Source organism: Paenibacillus sp. Paensp38, from assembly GCF_059491915.1.
Genome location: NZ_CP168516.1, coordinates 3,516,152 through 3,533,740 on the forward strand (window position 1 = coordinate 3,516,152; position 17,589 = coordinate 3,533,740).

A 17,589-nucleotide genomic window follows, 5' to 3' on the forward strand; every position below is an offset into this window, starting at 1 on the left:
CACTCCTCACCCTCACCGCACCCATCCCAAGGCAAAACAACCTGCGGCTCCTAACAAACACAATCCTACAAACATACTGGACACGGCGAACATCAGCTGGATCGTATGCCGTATATCTTTCGACTCTAGCGGTCGTATCCAATCCCCCATGTATGCACGAAAGGAGCGCACGCCATGATACACATTATATCCTCCAAGACGAATCCCCAATGCACCAGCAACAGCCGATTCCGGGAAGCCACTGTTCGGACTTGGGTGCAGACGAGCGTCTCGCTTGACTGTGCGCCAGCTTCTTGCAGCATCTCGTTTGTACATCCACGCCGCTATCACAAGCATTGCCGCTGTCAGGCGTGCTGGAATGTAGTTAGCCACATCATCTAGACGTGCTGAAGCCCAGCCTAAATGCAGATACTTTTCATTTTTGTAGCCAACCATGGAATCGAGCGTATTCACAGCACGATAAGCCAGCGCCAAGGGTGCTCCCCCGATCAAGGCATAAAAAAGCGGGGAAATAATCGCGTCCACGATATTTTCAGCGACCGTTTCAACCGTACCGCGTACAATCTCAGGCTCATCAAGTTGCTGCGTATCCCGCCCGACTATCATGCCCAGCTCCCGCCGTGCCGCAGCCAGGTCATCCGCCTGCAACGCTCGGTAGACTGCCATTCCTGCATCCTTTAGTCCTTTGGAAGCAATCGTGGTCGCAATCAGCACTATTTCTGCGCCGACAGATAACCACGGATGAATCCAGGCAAGCAAGTGCAACAGCGCCCAGGCGAGCGCAAAGGAGCCTCCCGCCACAATGAGTGGAAGCAGTATACCCGCACGTTTCAGCCCCCGGTCACTTCGGACCTGGCGGCGAATCAATTTTTCCAATGCCGAAATGGCATGTCCCATACCGATGACTGGATGCGGCAACCACCTCGGATCACCGATCATCCTGTCCAAAAGGTAGGCTGCCAGGATAATCAAGCTAACTGTCACGCCGCTGTTCCTCCTCCAGCACTTCACCCAATACAGATAGCAGCCTGTCGTTGGCTTCTGCATCCTTGACCGCAATCCGAAAATGGCTCGTCGTCAGTCCCGGATACATAGCACAGCTACGTATAAGAACTCCGCGTTGTCCAAGCGCCTGCTGAATAGCCGATGCACTCCACGTACCCGGCGCCCTTGCCAGCACGTAATTGGCTTCACCGGGAACGACACCGCAGCCCCATTCCGCCAAGCCGGTTAACAGACGGTTGCGCTCCGCAGCAATCAGCTCCTGTGTTTGGTGCTCATATGCTTGCCCACTTCTCAAACACGCCTCGCCAGCCAGCAACGCCAATCCATTCACACTCCAGGTCACCTGTTTGGCCGTCATTCGCCGGATATAGTCCGGATGAGCAATCGCATAACCCAATCGTAGGCCAGGAATGGCATAAAATTTGGTCATTGACCGGATCAAAATCACATGAGGATAGCGATCCAGCACAGGCAGCAGTGAGATTCGCCGTTCCAGCGGAATAAAATCAATGAATGCTTCATCCACCACCAGCACAGTACCCGTTGTGCCAGCCGCCTCTGCCAGCTCGCACAGCTCCTGCTCACTATATTGGACGCCATTTGGATTATTCGGCTGCCCGAGGAACAAAACATCTACCTGCTCCATGAGCTGAAGGATGTCCTCCACGTCCGCCTTCCATTGAAGCGAGGCCTTCCCATACACCCGGTTGACCTCAGCTCCGAATTTGCCAGCCAGCTCGGCATATTCCGAAAAACACGGCTCCACTGTACCCACACGCTTAGGAGCTAGTCCCAATAACAAGAGCGCCATGCTCTCAGCCGCTCCGTTTCCGATACTTAACGACTCCGGTGGAACATGCAGTCGCCGTGCGAGCATATTTTTAAAATTCCGATGCCCAGGGTCTGGATAGCGAATCACAGTGTCAAATGAGTGTTGCAGCGCCTCAAGCACCTCAGGCGGTGGACCAAGCGGATTAATATTTGCACTAAAATCTACAAAATCAGCAGCAGTCCCGCCAAATGTCGCCGCAGCTGTTTCCCTGTCCCCGCCATGACCGTAAACCTCTATCATTGCCTCTCATCCTTTCCGCCCGTTTCCAATCATTTAGCTCCATTATGAGGCTGCTTTTTGCGTCCCGTCAATGCAAATGAGCTTTTGTACATGGCTCACTTGGGTTACAATAGAAGGAGGCACACATAAAATTACACAGTTTATATACGGAGGAATGGACATGCTGTTCATCGACAACCAAGGGATACACGATCCAGCCATTAATCTTGCTATTGAGGAATACGCGCTCAAGCATCTACCGCTGGACGACAGCTATTTGCTGTTTTACATTAATCAGCCTTCTATTATTATAGGCAAGCATCAAAATACCATTGAAGAAATCAACGCCGAGTTTGTCAGAGATAACAATATTCAAGTCGTTCGTCGCCTGTCCGGCGGCGGTGCTGTATATCATGACCTCGGTAATTTAAATTTCAGTTTTATTACCAAGGATAACGGGGAGTCCTTTCATAATTTCCTCAAATTTACGCAACCTGTGATTGATGCTCTGCGCCAAATGGGAGTAGAAGCTGAAATGACAGGCCGCAACGATCTGCAGGTCGGAGAACGTAAAATTTCAGGAAACGCCCAATTTGCCACACGCGGACGTATGTTCAGCCACGGTACATTGATGTTTAACCTGAATCTGGACAATGTGGCTGCATCACTGCATGCCAATCCCGAAAAATTCAAATCCAAAAGCACTAAATCTGTCCGCAGTCGCGTAGCTAACATCAGCGAACTGATGGACCGTGAGATGACCATAGAGCAATTTCGCGAGGAACTGTTGCGTTTCATATTCGGATCAGAATTGGATCAAGTACCTCAATATAAGCTCACCGATACCGATTGGGCCAAAATCCATGAAATATCCAAAGAACGTTACCAATCGTGGGATTGGAACTACGGTCTATCCCCCGAGAGCAATATAAAGCACACACGTAAATTTCCAGTCGGTATTATTGATATCCGCATGGATCTTAAGGAAGGCTACATTCGTGATATTAAAATCTATGGGGATTTCTTCGGTGTGGGTGACGTTGCTGATATTGAAAATATCCTGCGCGGCAAGCGTTATGATGAAGGTGAGGTACGTCAAGCCTTATCCTCTCTCGATTTGAAGCACTATTTTGGTAATATTGAGTTGGACGATTTTGTTGGACTTGTATTTTTGGAAGACTAACCGTTACTTTTTCCCATCGTTTCAAACCAATACTTCAGTGGTTATAAGGGGACAGGCTCTTATAGGAGCCGTCCCCTTTTCCTTGCGATATTGTCATTTTGAATATTATAAGATACAATTTTAGCATTGCCCCATGATAGAGATAAAGGAGAGAATACCGATATGTATAAATTAATTGCCATTGATATTGATGATACACTCATTAACGACCAAAAAGAAGTTACACCAGCGACACAACAGGCATTAGAAGCTGCTGTAGCGAAAGGTGTGGTGGTTACCCTCGCTACTGGACGAGCTTATGCCTCTGCACACAAAATTGCTCGCCAGACTGGTTTGAACGTGCCGATCATTACGTATCAAGGAGCTTTGGTTAAAAACCTGCTGGACGAAAACGTGCTGTATGAGCGTTATGTTCCACTCGTGGCTGCACGTCGTCTGTATGAATTCTGCGTGGAACGCAATCTGCATCTACAAACGTATATTGATGACAAATTGTACACACGTGAAGATAATCAGAAAATCAAAGATTACACGGAGCTGAACAACACGGAATATTTTGTAGAGCCTGTATTCAGTAAAGTTATAGAGCAGCCGGCTCCTAAATTGCTGATTATCGACGAGCCGGAAGTGTTGGATGAATTAATTCCTGAACTTCGCGTACTGCTTGGCAATGAAGTTCACATTACAAAATCCAAGCCTCACTTTCTGGAAATTATGCACCATGAAGGCACCAAGGGTCACGCGCTTACCTTCCTTGCAAACCATTTTGGCTGTGAACTGTCGGAAACGATTGCCATCGGCGACTCTTGGAACGACCATGAAATGCTTGAATGCGCTGGTCTCGGCATAGCGATGGAGAATGCCATTCCTGATTTGAAGAAGCTGGCTGATTACATCACTCGCAGCAATAACGAAGATGGTGTTAAGCACGCCATCGACAAATTCGTACTCAATGTTGAATAAGCAAAAAGTGCCTGCTCCCATAATTCTTAAATAAAGTAATACAACAACAAAGCCTCCAAACTGTCGCATGATCAGTAACATACGACAGTTTGGAGGCCTTTTCTGTCAGATCATATAATAACCTGACCGCTATAAAATATCAGGCAGCAGAACGTAACTTACGCCTGTTCACCAAACGGATAATTCCATTGTTCATAAGGATTAGTCCGGTCACAATGAGCAGCACCCCAACCAGCATCCACCAGCTTACATGCTCTCCATACAACAACGCTCCCAAGCCCACCGCAATCGGCGGTGATATATACAGCCACGTCGTCGGAAACAGGGGATTTGTACGCTCCATGAGCCAGTAGAACAGTGTATGTGCAATCATCGAACCAAACAGGATCAGATAGAGTAAAGACCCCATGGCAGGAAGGTACTGCCACCCCTCAGAACTCCACGGTTCCGTGATCGCAGACAGTAACAGCAGCATCCATCCCCCATGGATCATTTGCGCCGCATTTAGGGCAATCGGGTTCGTTTCACGAAATACATCCATCACTCGCTTGGAATAAAGAGCTCCCCCTGAATAACACAGCTCCCCCAGCAAAATAACAAGGCATCCCGCCAGCCACAGACCACTGATCTGAACCGCCAATCCGGGCAGCACAACCAGCACCACACCAAGAAAGCTGATCATGCAGCCAACGACCGTAATCCGTGACGTTTTTTGCCGTAGCAGTACAGATTGCAAAATGACGATCATCATCGGCCCGGTAGCTGACAGAATAGCTCCGATCCCGGAGCTGACATATTGCTCTGCCCAATACAAGGCCGAAAAGGTACCGAAGGTCGTTCCTGCTCCAATCAGCAACATTTCCTTACGCCATAATAACGACCATTTCACCTTTCCGGTCAGCTTCATAGCAATAAATAATATCGCACCTGCGGCGAAAAAACGTACCCCTGCCGATAAAAACGGCGGAAGCCCGGCTTCCACTCCCACTTTTATGGCCAAAAACGTTGTGCCAAAAATAAGACACATTACTGTAAACGCGATCCCAATCATGATACGTCCCTCTCCCTTCAGTTGCTTTTAAGCATACAGGGAGACGAACAGAACAGTTGTATAACTACAGAACAGTTGTATACGTTTTTGAAGTGCTATATAGTACAATACACACAAAGGAGCGTGGATAGCATGGGTAAGAACAACAGCGAACTACTTTTTCCAGCCGATCATGCCTTAAAGCTGTATGAGCAGGTTATCCATTATGTAGCTGTGCGGATCGATCGCGGGGATTGGCAAACAGACATGAAGCTGCCGTCCGTACGAAGCTTGGCTCAGGAGCTGGGTGTACATCGGCTAACTGTTTTCCGGGCATATCAGGAGTTGAAGCAACGAGGACTGGTCTATGTAAGGGACAAATCAGGATATTACGTTCATGCTTCCCAAGCGACTGGACATGCAAAATATGCTGGCTACTCGAGACATACGTCCATAGACCTCACGATTCACTCCAAATCTGCCCATGCGGCAGATGATCCGTCAGTTTCAGCCTGGAGAGGAATGGATGGACTTACCCGCGTTCAATCAGTGAATGCGAATTTCCAGTTTTCCAAAGCGCTGATTGACCCCTCTCTCCTGCCCAACCGATTTTGGGGAGAGCTGATGATGCAGGTTTTTGAAAAGCATCCGAAAGTAGCAGCCACCTATTCCGCTGTACAGGGTGATACCGAGCTTCGGGAGGCCATGGCGCAGCATTTTAGCGTGGATAAGCATTTTGCTTTATCACCGGATGAAGTGATGATTACCTCGGGAGCACAGCAAGCCATTGATTTAATTGCCCGATCTCTGCTCCATACAGGAGACCGTGTATTGATCGAACGCCCTGCTTATGGTCCTGCCATGGAAATATTCCGCAGACAAGGCGCACGTCTGACCATGACCGATATTCGACCAGAAGGATATGATATGGACCAGATTGAGTGGTGCATGAAAACGGAAAAACCACGTCTCTTTTATATGAATCCGACATTCCACAACCCGACGGGCTTTACGGTCCCCGATGAGCAACGCAAACGACTGCCTGAACTAGCCGAGCGCTACGGCTGCCTCATTGTTGAGGATGACAGCACCTATGACATCAGCTTTGGGCAAAAGCCTCCTTCTCCGATTTTCGCCTATGATGTTTCGGGAAGCGTCGTCTACATTCGAAGTTACAGTAAATATGTCGCACCCGGTCTACGAATCGCAGCCGTGACCTGCCGACCACAGCTCATGAACAGCCTGCTCAACGTCAAAGCGTTGGTGGACAATGGATCGCCACTGCTGAATCAAAAGCTATTTTTAGAATACTTTCAATCTCCACGTATGCAGCAGCATATTAAAAAACTATGTATCGCGCTCCAGATTCGTAAGGAAACGATGGAAGACAGTCTCCGCGATTCCGGTTGGACATGGACCAGCCCAGCGGGAGGACTCAACCTGTGGCTCCAGCTGCCTTCTACGTTGAAACCTAATGAATTACTTGCCAAAAGTGTACAAGAATCTGTATCCTTTGTCCCCGGCAATGTATTTGATCCCATCGGCGCAGAGGGTAAAACGCATGTACGACTGTCCTATTCATACGCCGACGAGCTACAAATCAAAGAAGGAATCTCCGCCCTTCTACGTATCAGTCGAACGATGTAAAGGTAAAATGCACCTTTATTCTAACGGCAAACTCATGCCGGTGTGTGCCAAACTAATCCCTTCCAGAAGCCCATAATTGCGTGTGACATCCACATCATGGGACATATGTGTAAACACTGTGCTTTGGGGCTTAAGCCTTCCTATAAGCTCCTGTGCCTCCAGCATGTCATATACAGAGCGGGTGGCATACTCGGCCTCCTCATGATAAAAACTCGTTCCCAGGACGAGCAAATTCAGATTGTGCAAAGGCAGAATTTCCGCCTCATTTAATCCAATCGAATCCGAACAGTAGGCCCACGAGAAGCCGTCCTTTTCCAGGCGATAAGCGTAGGCATATCCGTTCTTCCCGTGATTCACACGCCATCCCCGGATATTCCACCCGCCAAGTTGGGCTCCCTGATCTACTGGAATAAGATCCAAATTTCCAGAGAGCCAGGAAAATTGCCGCAAGATCGTGTCGATCACTTCCTGTGGCGCGTACAATCGACCTCTGTTCCCAGTCCAGCGACAGGCATCTGCCCATTCTGGTAATCCTCCAATATGGTCAAAATGTGCATGTGTCACAAGGATCGTAGGGATAAAACGCAGATCGCGTAATTCTAGCTGTCTGCGCCAGTCCGGGCCACAATCAATCATAAAGTCCTCCGTCTCGCTTTCGATCAGCACAGACGATCTCAATCTTATGTTCGCCCCTGTCGTGCGAGCTTCTGTGCATACGAGACAATCACAATATACACGCGGAACCCCCATTGCATCCCCCGTGCCAAGAAAAATAAGCCGATTCATGGTTTAACTCCTATCTATTTGGGTCTTTTTACTACTATTATAACGAACAGACCGATTCTACGTAAATCATCTGCGTAAATCCTTCCAGCGTCCAACGCCAAAAGGAGCATGCCCAAAGCCGTGAAATCAGGCTAGACATCCCCCCAAGCGTGATCATATATATTTGAGAATTTTGCAAAAGCCTGATTTTTAAATGATGATAGGCATGGGATCTTCCTTCAGGCGGTTTTCCACCATCCAGCTGGACTGGTCATTATATAGATAGGCTCGATGCACCAACACTCGCACCTGCTGACCAGGTTCCAGCGTAGACTTCTCCAGCGAACGGTACGTCATGAGACGATGGTCCCCAACTTGTACTTCAACCATCCACTCACTTCCACGAAAATGCAAATGCTTCACTACGCCTTCCTCGGTCGCCGACAGAAGCGTAAATTCCTCGCTTGGCCCGACATCAATATACTCCGGACGGATCAAGGCACGTGTTCCCACTCCAGCAGCTTCTTCGAAGCCTTTGAGACTGCCTGCCTGTTCAATCACCGTAGATTCCCCAATGAAGGAAGCCACGAACGGGGTACCCGGTTTTTTATAAATATCCCAAGGCGTTCCCTTCTGCTCCAGTCGTCCCTGATTAATCACCATAATTTCATCCGCTACTTCAATCGCCTCATCCTGATCATGGGTGACAAAAATTGAAGTAATGCCCACCCGCTCAATCAACTCTCGCAGCCAGGTGCGCAGCTCCTGACGAATCTTGGCATCAATAGCTGCAAAAGGCTCATCCAACAGCAGCAATTGAGGCTCTGGTGCCAAAGCACGCGCAAAAGCAACTCGCTGTCGCTGTCCACCTGACAACTGATGCGGATAACGATGCTCAAATCCTTTGAGCCCCGTTAGTTCGACCAACTCCGTGACCCGTTCCTTGATACGGGTTTTGGAGCTTTTTTTCACTTTCAGACCAAAGGCAATATTGTCGTAGACGCTCATGTGCTTGAACAAAGCATAGTTTTGAAATACAAATCCGATTCCACGTTCCTGCGGGGACAGCTCGTTTACCCTTTTTCCATGAAAATGAATTTCTCCCGCATCCGGTTGCTCCAGACCCGCCAAAATGCGAAGAATGGAGGTTTTCCCCCCACCACTTGGACCGAGTAAGCCAATAAGATGGCCCGCCTGAATATCAAAAGATACGTCCTTTACTGCATGAAAATTACCGAAATGCTTGTTTAATCCTCTTACTTCCACATGCATATCCGTACACTTCCTTTCCGCTTCTGGACCTGTTCAGGAACAGCAGCAGCCTTGCTTACCGCAAAGCACGTACCTCATTTAAAATCATTTAATTATTCCAATGCATATACTATGTTTTTTCTTATGTGATACTTTATCAAAGGAAAGTAATTTTCGTCAACTCTATATATTATATTAGGAATTAAAAGGGTAAAGTATTAGGAAGAAAGGAGATGGAGTTATTGTTGCATACTTTAGAATTATCCACTACACGGCGAGATGAAATTCGTGATATTACACGAGAGGTTGCTTCATTGATCGAAAAAAGCGGGGTGCAACAAGGAACCGCACTTGTTTATTGTCCACACACGACAGCCGGCATCGCCATTAATGAAAATGCAGACCCAGATGTCAAACATGATGTGATGTTAAGACTAGATGAAGTCTATCCGTGGGAGCATCCCCAATATCGCCATATGGAGGGAAATACAGCGTCCCACCTAAAATCCATCACGACAGGCCCCTCACAAACGATCATCATCCATGATGGAAAGCTGTTGCTCGGACGATGGCAAGGACTTTATTTTTGTGAATTCGACGGACCACGCAGACGTCAATACCATGTGAAAATCATGAAGGGCTGACGGAAACGGGTAAAAAAACAGACCATGATGTTTTCCTACTGGATGCATCATCGTCTGTTAAATTCTTAGTCGCTTTCGCAAAGTACCGTAATGATAAGTCACCGTCATGAAGTGCATACACCTAGAAAAGCGCCCTACATGTTCATGGGTGAAGCGTGTGAATGCAGGTACGCTCATAGGTGTCTGCACAGCAGCTTTACATGTGCTAAAGCAGCGGGCCTAATTTCTTCAAATGTTAAACCGTCCTGAATATAAAAGGATACAAAGCCATGCATGGATAAAAACAGACTTTTCGGTACCCTTGAGCAATCTTCCTCCGAATGCCCCTGACCACTCAATTCTTGACGGATCATGGATGCAAATAGTTCGACACAACGGTTTTGCTCTGTGCGACAGTATGCAAATAGTTCTTCATCGTGCATCATGAACATAATTTCGTATTGATATGGATTTTCCAAACCAAAACGGATAAATTCCAGCATCAAGTACTCTAGTCTGCTCAAGCCATCATCAGGTGTGCCTGTTGCTGCTTGCAGTAGAATCCCACGCAATGTATTAAAATCTTCAATCACAATGGCATAGAACAGTTCAGCCTTCTCTTTAAAATGATAGTATAACGAACCATGACTGTAACCCAGATGCTGGCCAATGCTGCGCATTGAAATCGCACGGTAGCCCTTGGTAATAAACAAGTGCCTGGCCGCTTCCAGAATCCGCCCTCTTGACAACTCCTGTTCTACTGCTCTTCTAGCCATATTATTTATTCCCCTTCAATAAAGTAAAGCTGCTCTCCCTCCGACACAAGCGATTGCCCCTGCGTCAAGTCTGTTATCCAGTTGCTAAAGGATTCCGCATCACCAGCCAGCGGCAGACAGGTTAAGGTAACTTTATCCGTAAACATTGTTTCTCCAGTGCGGATGCTGCGATTGCGTAATTCATTTTCCACTTTGCCCAACCAGGTATAATCCAATTCTACAAAAACTTCACGATGCAGCACACGCGTAATTGCATCCCCTGCCTCGATTGCTGCAACAGCACCATCTGAATACGCGCGAATCAGACCGCCTGCTCCCAGCAAAATCCCACCAAAGTAACGGGTAACAACAATAGCGACATTTTTCAGCTTCTGGTTGCGGATCACCTCCAAAATAGGCTTTCCAGCCGTACCGCTCGGTTCTCCGTCATCCGATTGCTTTTGGATTTCGTCTCTTTCCCCAATCATGTAAGCAGAACAATTATGGGTAGCGTTCCAATGCTCTTTTTTGATGCGCTCTATGAAAGCAACTGCTTCTTCCTCAGTTTGAACAGGCTGAATATGGCCGATAAAACGGGATTTTCGGATCACAATTTCCTTGTTGCCGGCACCGCGTACGGTTCGGTATTGTTCCAACATACACGTATAACCTTCCTTACTTCATTTTACAAGAAAGCAGTCCCCCGCTACTGGCAGCTGGTGAACTGCTTTCCTGTACTTTAATTGCTGCTATACACTATAACACTTCTGACCGAAATCCTGTTTCGCATCAGAGATTACAGCACTCTTATTCAGACAATCTCGCTTCAAGCTCAGCTTTTTCTTTTTCGAAGCCTGGTTTACCGAGCAGCGCAAACATGTTCTTCTTGTAAGCTTCTACGCCCGGTTGATCGAACGGATTTACACCCAACAGGTAGCCGCTGATGCCGCAAGCTTTTTCGAAGAAATAAGCAAGATAGCCGAAAGAGTAAGGGCTTAAGTCAGGAATATTTACAATCAAGTTCGGTACTTGTCCGTCTGTGTGAGCCAGCAATGTACCTTGGAATGCTTTTTTATTTACAAAATCCACAGTTTTGCCTGCCAGGAAATTCAGTCCGTCCAGATCATCCTCATCTGCTTCGATGGTGATGTGACTAGGTACATTTTCTACTTGGATTACCGTTTCGAAAATATTGCGGCTGCCTTCCTGAATGAATTGTCCCATGGAGTGCAGGTCTGTCGAGAAATCAACAGAAGCAGGATAAATGCCTTTGTAATCCTTGCCTTCGCTTTCTCCGTACAACTGTTTCCACCACTCGGATACAAAATGAAGAGACGGCTCATAGTTTACGAGAATTTCAATTGCTTTACCTTTGCGGTACAAAGCGTTACGAACGGCTGCATATTGATAAGCCTCGTTCTCAGCTACATTCGGGTTGCTGTATTCTTTGGAAGCGTCTGCCGCCCCCTGCATCATTTCTTCGATGTTAATGCCTGCAGTAGCAATCGGCAACAAGCCTACTGCTGTCAGCACAGAGTAACGACCACCCACATCATCAGGAATAATGAAAGATTCGTAGCCTTCTTCGTTAGCCAGTTTTTTCAAAGCGCCACGTTCTTTATCGGTCGTTGCATAAATACGTTTGCGCGCTTCTTCTTTACCGTATTTTTTCTCCAGAGCTGCACGGAATACGCGGAATGCGATAGCTGGCTCTGTTGTCGTACCTGATTTGGAAATGACGTTCACAGAGAAGTCTTTACCTTCAATCAGTTCCAACAGATGATTCACATATGTAGAGCTGATGTTGTTGCCTGCAAAATAGATAGCTGGGCCCTTGCGTTGATCTTTAGGCAGTGCATTGTAGAAAGAATGCGACAGCATTTCGATCGCAGCACGTGCTCCAAGGTAAGAACCGCCGATACCGATTACGATCAGTACTTCGGAATCGCTTTGAATTTTAGCAGCAGCCTTTTGGATGCGCGCAAACTCTTCTTTATCATAATTGGTAGGCAGGTCGATCCAACCTAAGAAATCGGAACCTACACCGGTTTGGTTGTGCAGTTGCTCATGAGCCAGCTTGATAGGCTCTGCAAAATAATCAATTTCGTGCTGACCTACAAAGGAGAGAGCTTTAGTGTAATCAAAAATAACTTTTTTAGACATGTTTGGAACCTCCTGTTTGGTATTACTAAGACCATGAATACGAACATAAGGACTTAGGAATAGGATACTTTAATTTGCTGGGCCTGACAAGCTTGCGTTACCTATGTATCCTGTGCTTGACAGCCCCTCCTGTAGATAGGGTAGCATGCCCATGCTACAATTAACTGAGATCAACCTGTTTCAATATTCAATTCAGGGCCGACTCGCATCTGCATCGGACGGCAACTTCCAACAAGAAAGGTGATTAGCAATGAAAAACATCGGATTTATCGGACTGGGCACCATGGGCGCCCCGATGGCATCCAATCTGCTAAAGCAGGGATTCGGAGTCACAGTTTATAATCGCACCGCTTCGCGCTGCGAGCCACTGGAAGAGCAAGGCGCACGTACAGCTTCAACCCCTCGTGAAGCAGCTGAAGGTCAGCACTTGGTCATTACCATGGTCAGTGATGATCATTCCATTCGTGACATCTATTACGGCGAAGACGGTGTGTTTGCCGGCCTTACGGCTGGCATGACCGTGATGGACAACAGCACGATTTCACCTGAGCTGGTCAAACAACTAGCCGCCGAAGCGGACAAGCTGGGCTGTTCCTTCATTGATGCTCCCGTAACAGGCAGTAAGCCTGCCGCTGTAGACGGCACACTCGTGTTCATGGTTGGTGGTAATGCAGAAGCCATTGCGGCACAATCAGATGTTTTTGATACCCTGGGCAAAAAGGTACTTCATATGGGACCTAATGGAAGCGGGGCCGTAGCCAAGCTCGCTCATAATACGATGGTCGGTATTCATAACCTCGCTCTGGCTGAAGGCTTTGCTATCGCGGCTAAATCCGGCATCCCGGCAGACAGCTTCCTTGAATTGGTACAACTCGGATCGGCAGGCAGCAAGGCCGCTGACCTGAAAGGGCGCAAAATCATTGAGCATGATTTTAGCAACCAGTTCTCACTTGCCTTGATGCTTAAGGACTTGAAGCTTGCTTCCTCACTAACAGACAGCCTGTCCATCCCCGCACCTATGTTATCCATTGCCAAAAGCCTATTTCAAGCCGGGCAAACGCAAGGCTACGGCGACGAGGACCTATCCGCTGTCGTGAAGACATACGAAGCATGGATTGGCTGCACCATTGGTGGTCAACCTCTCGAATAAGCTGTACCTTTCTGTGTAACTATACTGCTGTGCTTGTGTACATATGGCATAGCTTTAGGGTAAGCACACTTAGCTTGAAGGCTGAGTGTGCTTACCCGTTTTAGCTTACTATTCGGGATAAGAACAGCAATAATCAGTTACACTTCGTACTTCCAGCTTGAAGGAAGACTTTGCAGGTACGTGAAAGGTTGCTGTCCCTTGTATTTCCAGCCATTCCTCAGTACCTGGAAGTAACACTCTCAGATCCCCTGCCAAAATCTCCATAATCTCACGGGAATCCGTGCCGAACTCGTACGTTCCTGGCAGCATAATCCCCAGTGTAACCTTACTACCGTCACCCAGGATGACTGTACGGCTTGTAACCTGACCATCGTAATAAACGTTTGCTTTTTTAACTACGCTTACTCCATCAAACTGTGTCATTCGTTATCCCCTCATCTGCTCTCAATGGTTGAATGAATATTGGTGCATCATAACATAGATTTGATTCCAGCTTCAGTATGAAAATACACACTGTATCACGTATACAATACACTGGAATTCCAAAGTGATCTTTTCGCAAAACATCAACTGTATGAAACAAACAGCCGTAAGCCTTACTCAGGTTACGACTGTCTGTTTTAGATGCTCCAATGTTTTATTTCAACAAAGCTTTCACACGGCTAACAACATTCTCTACTGTAAAGCCGTATTCCTTAATCACGCGATCGCCAGGTGCGGATGCGCCGAATGTACTGATACCGAGAATGTCGCCTTGGTCGCCAACATATTTTTCCCAGCCCAGTGGATATGCCATTTCTACAGCCAAACGAGCTTTCACTTCTGGCAGCAGAACGGAATCTTTGTATGCTTTGTCTTGTTTTTCGAACAGATCCCAGCTTGGGAAGCTGATAACACGTACTTGAATACCTTGTTCTGCCAGTGCTTCCTGAGCTTTAACAGCCAATTGCACTTCGGAGCCTGTAGCTAGAATTTGAGCAACTGGTTTGCCATCTGTTGCATCTGCAACCACATAAGCACCGCGTTTGATACCTTCGCGTGCATGCTCAGCACTAGCAGCCAGGATTGGCAGGTTTTGACGAGTTAATACCAGAGCAACCGGGTTTTTCTTGTTTTCCAGCGTGTAAGCCCAAGCAGCAGAAGTTTCATTACCGTCCGCTGGACGAATTACTGTCAAGTTCGGGATAATACGCAGGGAAGCCAATTGCTCGATCGGCTCATGAGTCGGACCATCTTCACCTACAGCAATACTGTCGTGAGTCAGAACGTAGGTTACAGGCAATCCCATCAGAGCTGCCAGACGAACGGCTGGACGCAGATAGTCTGTAAATACGAAGAATGTACCGCCGAATACTTTTACACCTTGGTGCAACGCCATACCGTTCATCGCAGCAGCCATACCAAATTCGCGGATACCGAAATAGATGTTACGACCGGCGTAGTCTTCTGGCGTAAAGTTCGTCAAGTTGTTCAAATGTGTCATCGTGGAGCTCTCCAGATCGGCAGATCCGCCTGTTAGGAAAGGTACGTTTGGAGCTAATCCATTCAGAGCATTACCAGAAGCTACACGAGTCGAAACGGCTTTGTCTTCAGTCGTGTACTTCGGAAGATCACGATCCCATCCTTCTGGGAGATCGCCGTTTACAGCTGTTTCGAACTGAGCTGCCAAATCAGGGTGAGCTGCTTTGTATTTGGCGAACTGTTCATCCCATGCTTTGTTCGCTGCGATACCGCGCTCTTTTACTTTAGCAAAATGCTCGCGAACCTCTTGTGGTACATGGAAGTCCTCTTCGTATACCCATTTGTAGAATTCTTTAGTCAGCTTGGCTTCTTCTGATCCCAGCGGGGAACCATGAGTACCGCCGTGTCCGCCTTTACCTTGTTTGTTCGGGCTTCCGTAGCCGATGACAGTTTTCACTTCAATCAGCGTAGGACGTGTCGAGTCGCCTTGCGCTTCTTCAATGGCTTTTTGGATGGCTGGAAGGTCGTTACCATCTTCTACGCGCAGTACTTGCCAGTTGTAAGCTTCAAAGCGTTTGGCAACACTCTCGGAAGAGGACAGATTAAGCTTGCCGTCCAGTGTAATATCATTGGAATCAAACAATACAATCAGCTTGCCCAGTTGTAAGCGACCAGCCAGCGAGGCAGCCTCGTGGGAAATACCCTCCATCAGATCGCCATCGCCGCAGATTGCATACGTGAAGTGATCTACAACTTTAAATTCGTCCTTATTATATGTTGCGCCCAGTTGAGCTTCAGCCATTGCCATACCTACGGACATTGCGAGACCTTGTCCCAGAGGACCGGTTGTAGCATCTACACCAGCAGTGTGGCCAAACTCAGGGTGGCCCGGTGTAAGGCTACCCCATTGACGGAATTGTTTCAGTTCTTCCATAGGAAGATCATAGCCGCTCAGGTGCAGAAGGCTGTATAGCAACATGGAACCGTGTCCTGCAGACAATACAAAACGGTCACGGTTAACCCATGTAGGTTGATCGGGATTATGATTCATCGTTTTAGCAAAAAGTTGGTATCCCATTGGCGCGGAGCCCATCGGCATACCAGGATGTCCCGAGTTTGCTTTCTCGATGGCGTCAATTGCCAACGTACGAATAGTTGTGATGGACAAATTGTCGATCGTGGAGTTTTCATCCTTTTGAATCGCTTGGTTCTGGTCAGTCATGGTTAGCCTCCTCATATTGTAAAAAGTATGTCAATTGCATTCGGTCATACTCCCCAACATCACCGCCTGATACAAAAACGATATCTGTTGAAGTGAGTGAATCTGCTTGAATGTTTCAATATGACTTATACATTCTTAAGTATTGTACCATTTGCCGTGAAAGTTTGCCAGATCGTTTATAAAGATGATTGTGGGAAATGTAGTACCGTGTCCTCATATAAATATACCCGTAATGTATTAACCTCATTTAAAAAAATATAAAATCACAAAAATATTATGTACTGACCGGCTATAAGGCTAATAATTCACATGAGGATTTTGCAAAATCCTTATATAAAAAAACAAAGCCCGTTATGCGATGGGCTTTGTTTAACAAAAAATATAGATTCACAAATTTTTCCTAAAATTTTAAGATTAGTTAAAAACGACTGTTTTGTTCTCATGAACCAGAATACGATCCTCTGCATGCCACTTCACGGCTCTTGCCAAAACGACCCGCTCTATGGTGCGACCGATCCGTTTTAGCTCATTTACATCATCTCCGTGGCTTACACGCTGCACGTCCTGCTCAATGATCGGGCCGCCGTCCAATTCTTCAGTTACATAATGCGCAGTAGCACCAATAATTTTCACACCGCGATTATAGGCTTGGGCATATGGCTTCCCACCCACGAATGCAGGCAGAAAGGAATGATGGATATTGATAATTCGGTTGCGATAATGCTCAATAAACTTGGGAGATATAATCTGCATGTAACGGGCCAAAATGATAACGTCAATGTCTTCGCCAATAACCTCTAGTTGGCGACGCTCCGCCTCCGGCTTGGTATCGGCGGTTACCGGAATATGGTGATATGGGATACCAAACGATTCCACATACTCCTTCATATCCGGATGATTACTAACCACCAATGAAATATCCGCGTCCAGATCTCCTGCCTGCCATTGCCACAGCAGTTCTACCAAACAGTGATCTTCTTTGGAAACGAAAATAGCCAGTTTTTTCTTGCGGCTAACCGCAGAAATCGTCCACTCCATACGGAATTGCTCAGCAACAGCGGCAAAATCCTGCTCCAACTGTGGCTGGGTTGCACTCAAATTCGGCAGATCAAATTCAATCCGCATAAAAAACATACCGCCCGACGGGTCCATTGTATATTGGTCAGATTGAACGATATTGGCCCCATGCTCGTACAAAAAACGGGACACGGCCGCTACAATACCTGGTCCATCTGGACAAGATACAAGCATACGCGCGCGGTTTTCATGGGCAGATAGAGTGCTATTTGGCTGATGTTTTACGTGAATTTCCATGTGGCT

General features: G+C 47.2%; 16 protein-coding genes. 5 read left to right on the forward strand and 11 right to left on the reverse strand.

The features are described from left to right. Nucleotides 1-12: 12 nt before the first annotated feature. A complete protein-coding gene (gene cbiB / locus ACEN8J_RS15455; protein ID WP_495593664.1) occupies nucleotides 13-984 on the reverse strand; it encodes an adenosylcobinamide-phosphate synthase CbiB in 972 nt (323 codons plus the stop codon). Then, complete coding sequence (gene cobD, locus ACEN8J_RS15460; protein ID WP_165181812.1) at nucleotides 974-2,077, reverse strand: threonine-phosphate decarboxylase CobD; 1,104 nt, start codon at nucleotides 2,075-2,077, stop codon at nucleotides 974-976. The genes cbiB and cobD overlap by 11 nt, the downstream gene beginning before the upstream one ends. 160 nt (nucleotides 2,078-2,237) lie before the next feature. Here cobD and lplA point away from each other — a divergent pair, with 160 nt between their 5' ends. Both lplA and ACEN8J_RS15470 read left to right on the forward strand, forming a co-directional pair. Next, nucleotides 2,238-3,239 carry a lipoate--protein ligase gene (gene lplA / locus ACEN8J_RS15465; RefSeq protein WP_029516385.1) on the forward strand — a complete coding sequence of 334 codons (1,002 nt, stop codon included), beginning with the start codon at nucleotides 2,238-2,240 and terminating at the stop codon, nucleotides 3,237-3,239. A 162-nt stretch (nucleotides 3,240-3,401) separates the two neighbouring features. Further along, nucleotides 3,402-4,202, forward strand: coding sequence for a Cof-type HAD-IIB family hydrolase (locus ACEN8J_RS15470; RefSeq protein WP_029516384.1), 801 nt, complete (start codon nucleotides 3,402-3,404; stop codon nucleotides 4,200-4,202). 139 nt (nucleotides 4,203-4,341) lie between these two features. Here ACEN8J_RS15470 and ACEN8J_RS15475 read toward each other — a convergent pair whose 3' ends face one another. Next, nucleotides 4,342-5,253, reverse strand: a complete 912-nt coding sequence (locus ACEN8J_RS15475) for a DMT family transporter (RefSeq protein ID WP_029516383.1) — start codon at nucleotides 5,251-5,253, stop codon at nucleotides 4,342-4,344. A 132-nt stretch (nucleotides 5,254-5,385) separates the two neighbouring features. On the opposite strand from ACEN8J_RS15475, the gene ACEN8J_RS15480 reads away from it, so the two are divergent. Further along, nucleotides 5,386-6,879 carry an aminotransferase-like domain-containing protein gene (locus ACEN8J_RS15480; RefSeq protein WP_495593668.1) on the forward strand — a complete coding sequence of 498 codons (1,494 nt, stop codon included), beginning with the start codon at nucleotides 5,386-5,388 and terminating at the stop codon, nucleotides 6,877-6,879. A 15-nt stretch (nucleotides 6,880-6,894) separates the two neighbouring features. Here the strand turns inward: ACEN8J_RS15480 and ACEN8J_RS15485 are convergent, their stop codons facing one another. Beyond that, complete coding sequence (locus ACEN8J_RS15485) at nucleotides 6,895-7,665, reverse strand: MBL fold metallo-hydrolase (protein ID WP_029516381.1); 771 nt, start codon at nucleotides 7,663-7,665, stop codon at nucleotides 6,895-6,897. A gap of 189 nt (nucleotides 7,666-7,854) precedes the next feature. Continuing rightward, complete coding sequence (locus tag ACEN8J_RS15490; RefSeq protein WP_029516380.1) at nucleotides 7,855-8,916, reverse strand: sulfate/molybdate ABC transporter ATP-binding protein; 1,062 nt, start codon at nucleotides 8,914-8,916, stop codon at nucleotides 7,855-7,857. A 221-nt stretch (nucleotides 8,917-9,137) separates the two neighbouring features. Between ACEN8J_RS15490 and ACEN8J_RS15495 the strand changes: the two genes are divergently transcribed. Next, entirely contained in the window at nucleotides 9,138-9,539 is a 402-nt protein-coding gene (locus ACEN8J_RS15495) for a secondary thiamine-phosphate synthase enzyme YjbQ (protein ID WP_029516379.1), read from the forward strand. A 173-nt stretch (nucleotides 9,540-9,712) separates the two neighbouring features. Here ACEN8J_RS15495 and ACEN8J_RS15500 read toward each other — a convergent pair whose 3' ends face one another. The 3 genes from ACEN8J_RS15500 to ACEN8J_RS15510 form a co-directional block, all read right to left on the reverse strand. Continuing rightward, nucleotides 9,713-10,294: a TetR/AcrR family transcriptional regulator gene (locus ACEN8J_RS15500; protein WP_029516378.1), complete on the reverse strand. Its 582-nt coding sequence runs from the start codon at nucleotides 10,292-10,294 to the stop codon at nucleotides 9,713-9,715. A gap of 5 nt (nucleotides 10,295-10,299) precedes the next feature. Beyond that, on the reverse strand, nucleotides 10,300-10,932 hold the full coding sequence (locus ACEN8J_RS15505) for a YigZ family protein (RefSeq protein WP_029516377.1): 633 nt from the start codon (nucleotides 10,930-10,932) through the stop codon (nucleotides 10,300-10,302). 148 nt (nucleotides 10,933-11,080) lie between these two features. Next, the gene (locus ACEN8J_RS15510; protein ID WP_013369975.1) at nucleotides 11,081-12,436 is read right to left on the reverse strand and encodes a glucose-6-phosphate isomerase; all 1,356 of its coding nucleotides are present in this window, start codon (nucleotides 12,434-12,436) and stop codon (nucleotides 11,081-11,083) included. A gap of 250 nt (nucleotides 12,437-12,686) precedes the next feature. On the opposite strand from ACEN8J_RS15510, the gene ACEN8J_RS15515 reads away from it, so the two are divergent. Next, on the forward strand, nucleotides 12,687-13,586 hold the full coding sequence (locus ACEN8J_RS15515) for an NAD(P)-dependent oxidoreductase (RefSeq protein WP_495593673.1): 900 nt from the start codon (nucleotides 12,687-12,689) through the stop codon (nucleotides 13,584-13,586). A gap of 108 nt (nucleotides 13,587-13,694) precedes the next feature. Here the strand turns inward: ACEN8J_RS15515 and ppnP are convergent, their stop codons facing one another. The 3 genes from ppnP to purU all read right to left on the reverse strand — a co-directional run bounded on the left by ppnP (nucleotide 13,695) and on the right by purU (nucleotide 17,583). Beyond that, entirely contained in the window at nucleotides 13,695-14,009 is a 315-nt protein-coding gene (ppnP, locus tag ACEN8J_RS15520; RefSeq protein ID WP_013309288.1) for a pyrimidine/purine nucleoside phosphorylase, read from the reverse strand. Nucleotides 14,010-14,223: 214 nt separating this feature from the next. Then, complete coding sequence (gene tkt / locus ACEN8J_RS15525; protein WP_029516375.1) at nucleotides 14,224-16,269, reverse strand: transketolase; 2,046 nt, start codon at nucleotides 16,267-16,269, stop codon at nucleotides 14,224-14,226. Between the two features lie 414 nt (nucleotides 16,270-16,683). Continuing rightward, nucleotides 16,684-17,583 (reverse strand): formyltetrahydrofolate deformylase, encoded by a 900-nt coding sequence (gene purU / locus ACEN8J_RS15530; RefSeq protein ID WP_023987631.1) that lies wholly within the window; start codon nucleotides 17,581-17,583, stop codon nucleotides 16,684-16,686. Nucleotides 17,584-17,589: the final 6 nt, after the last annotated feature.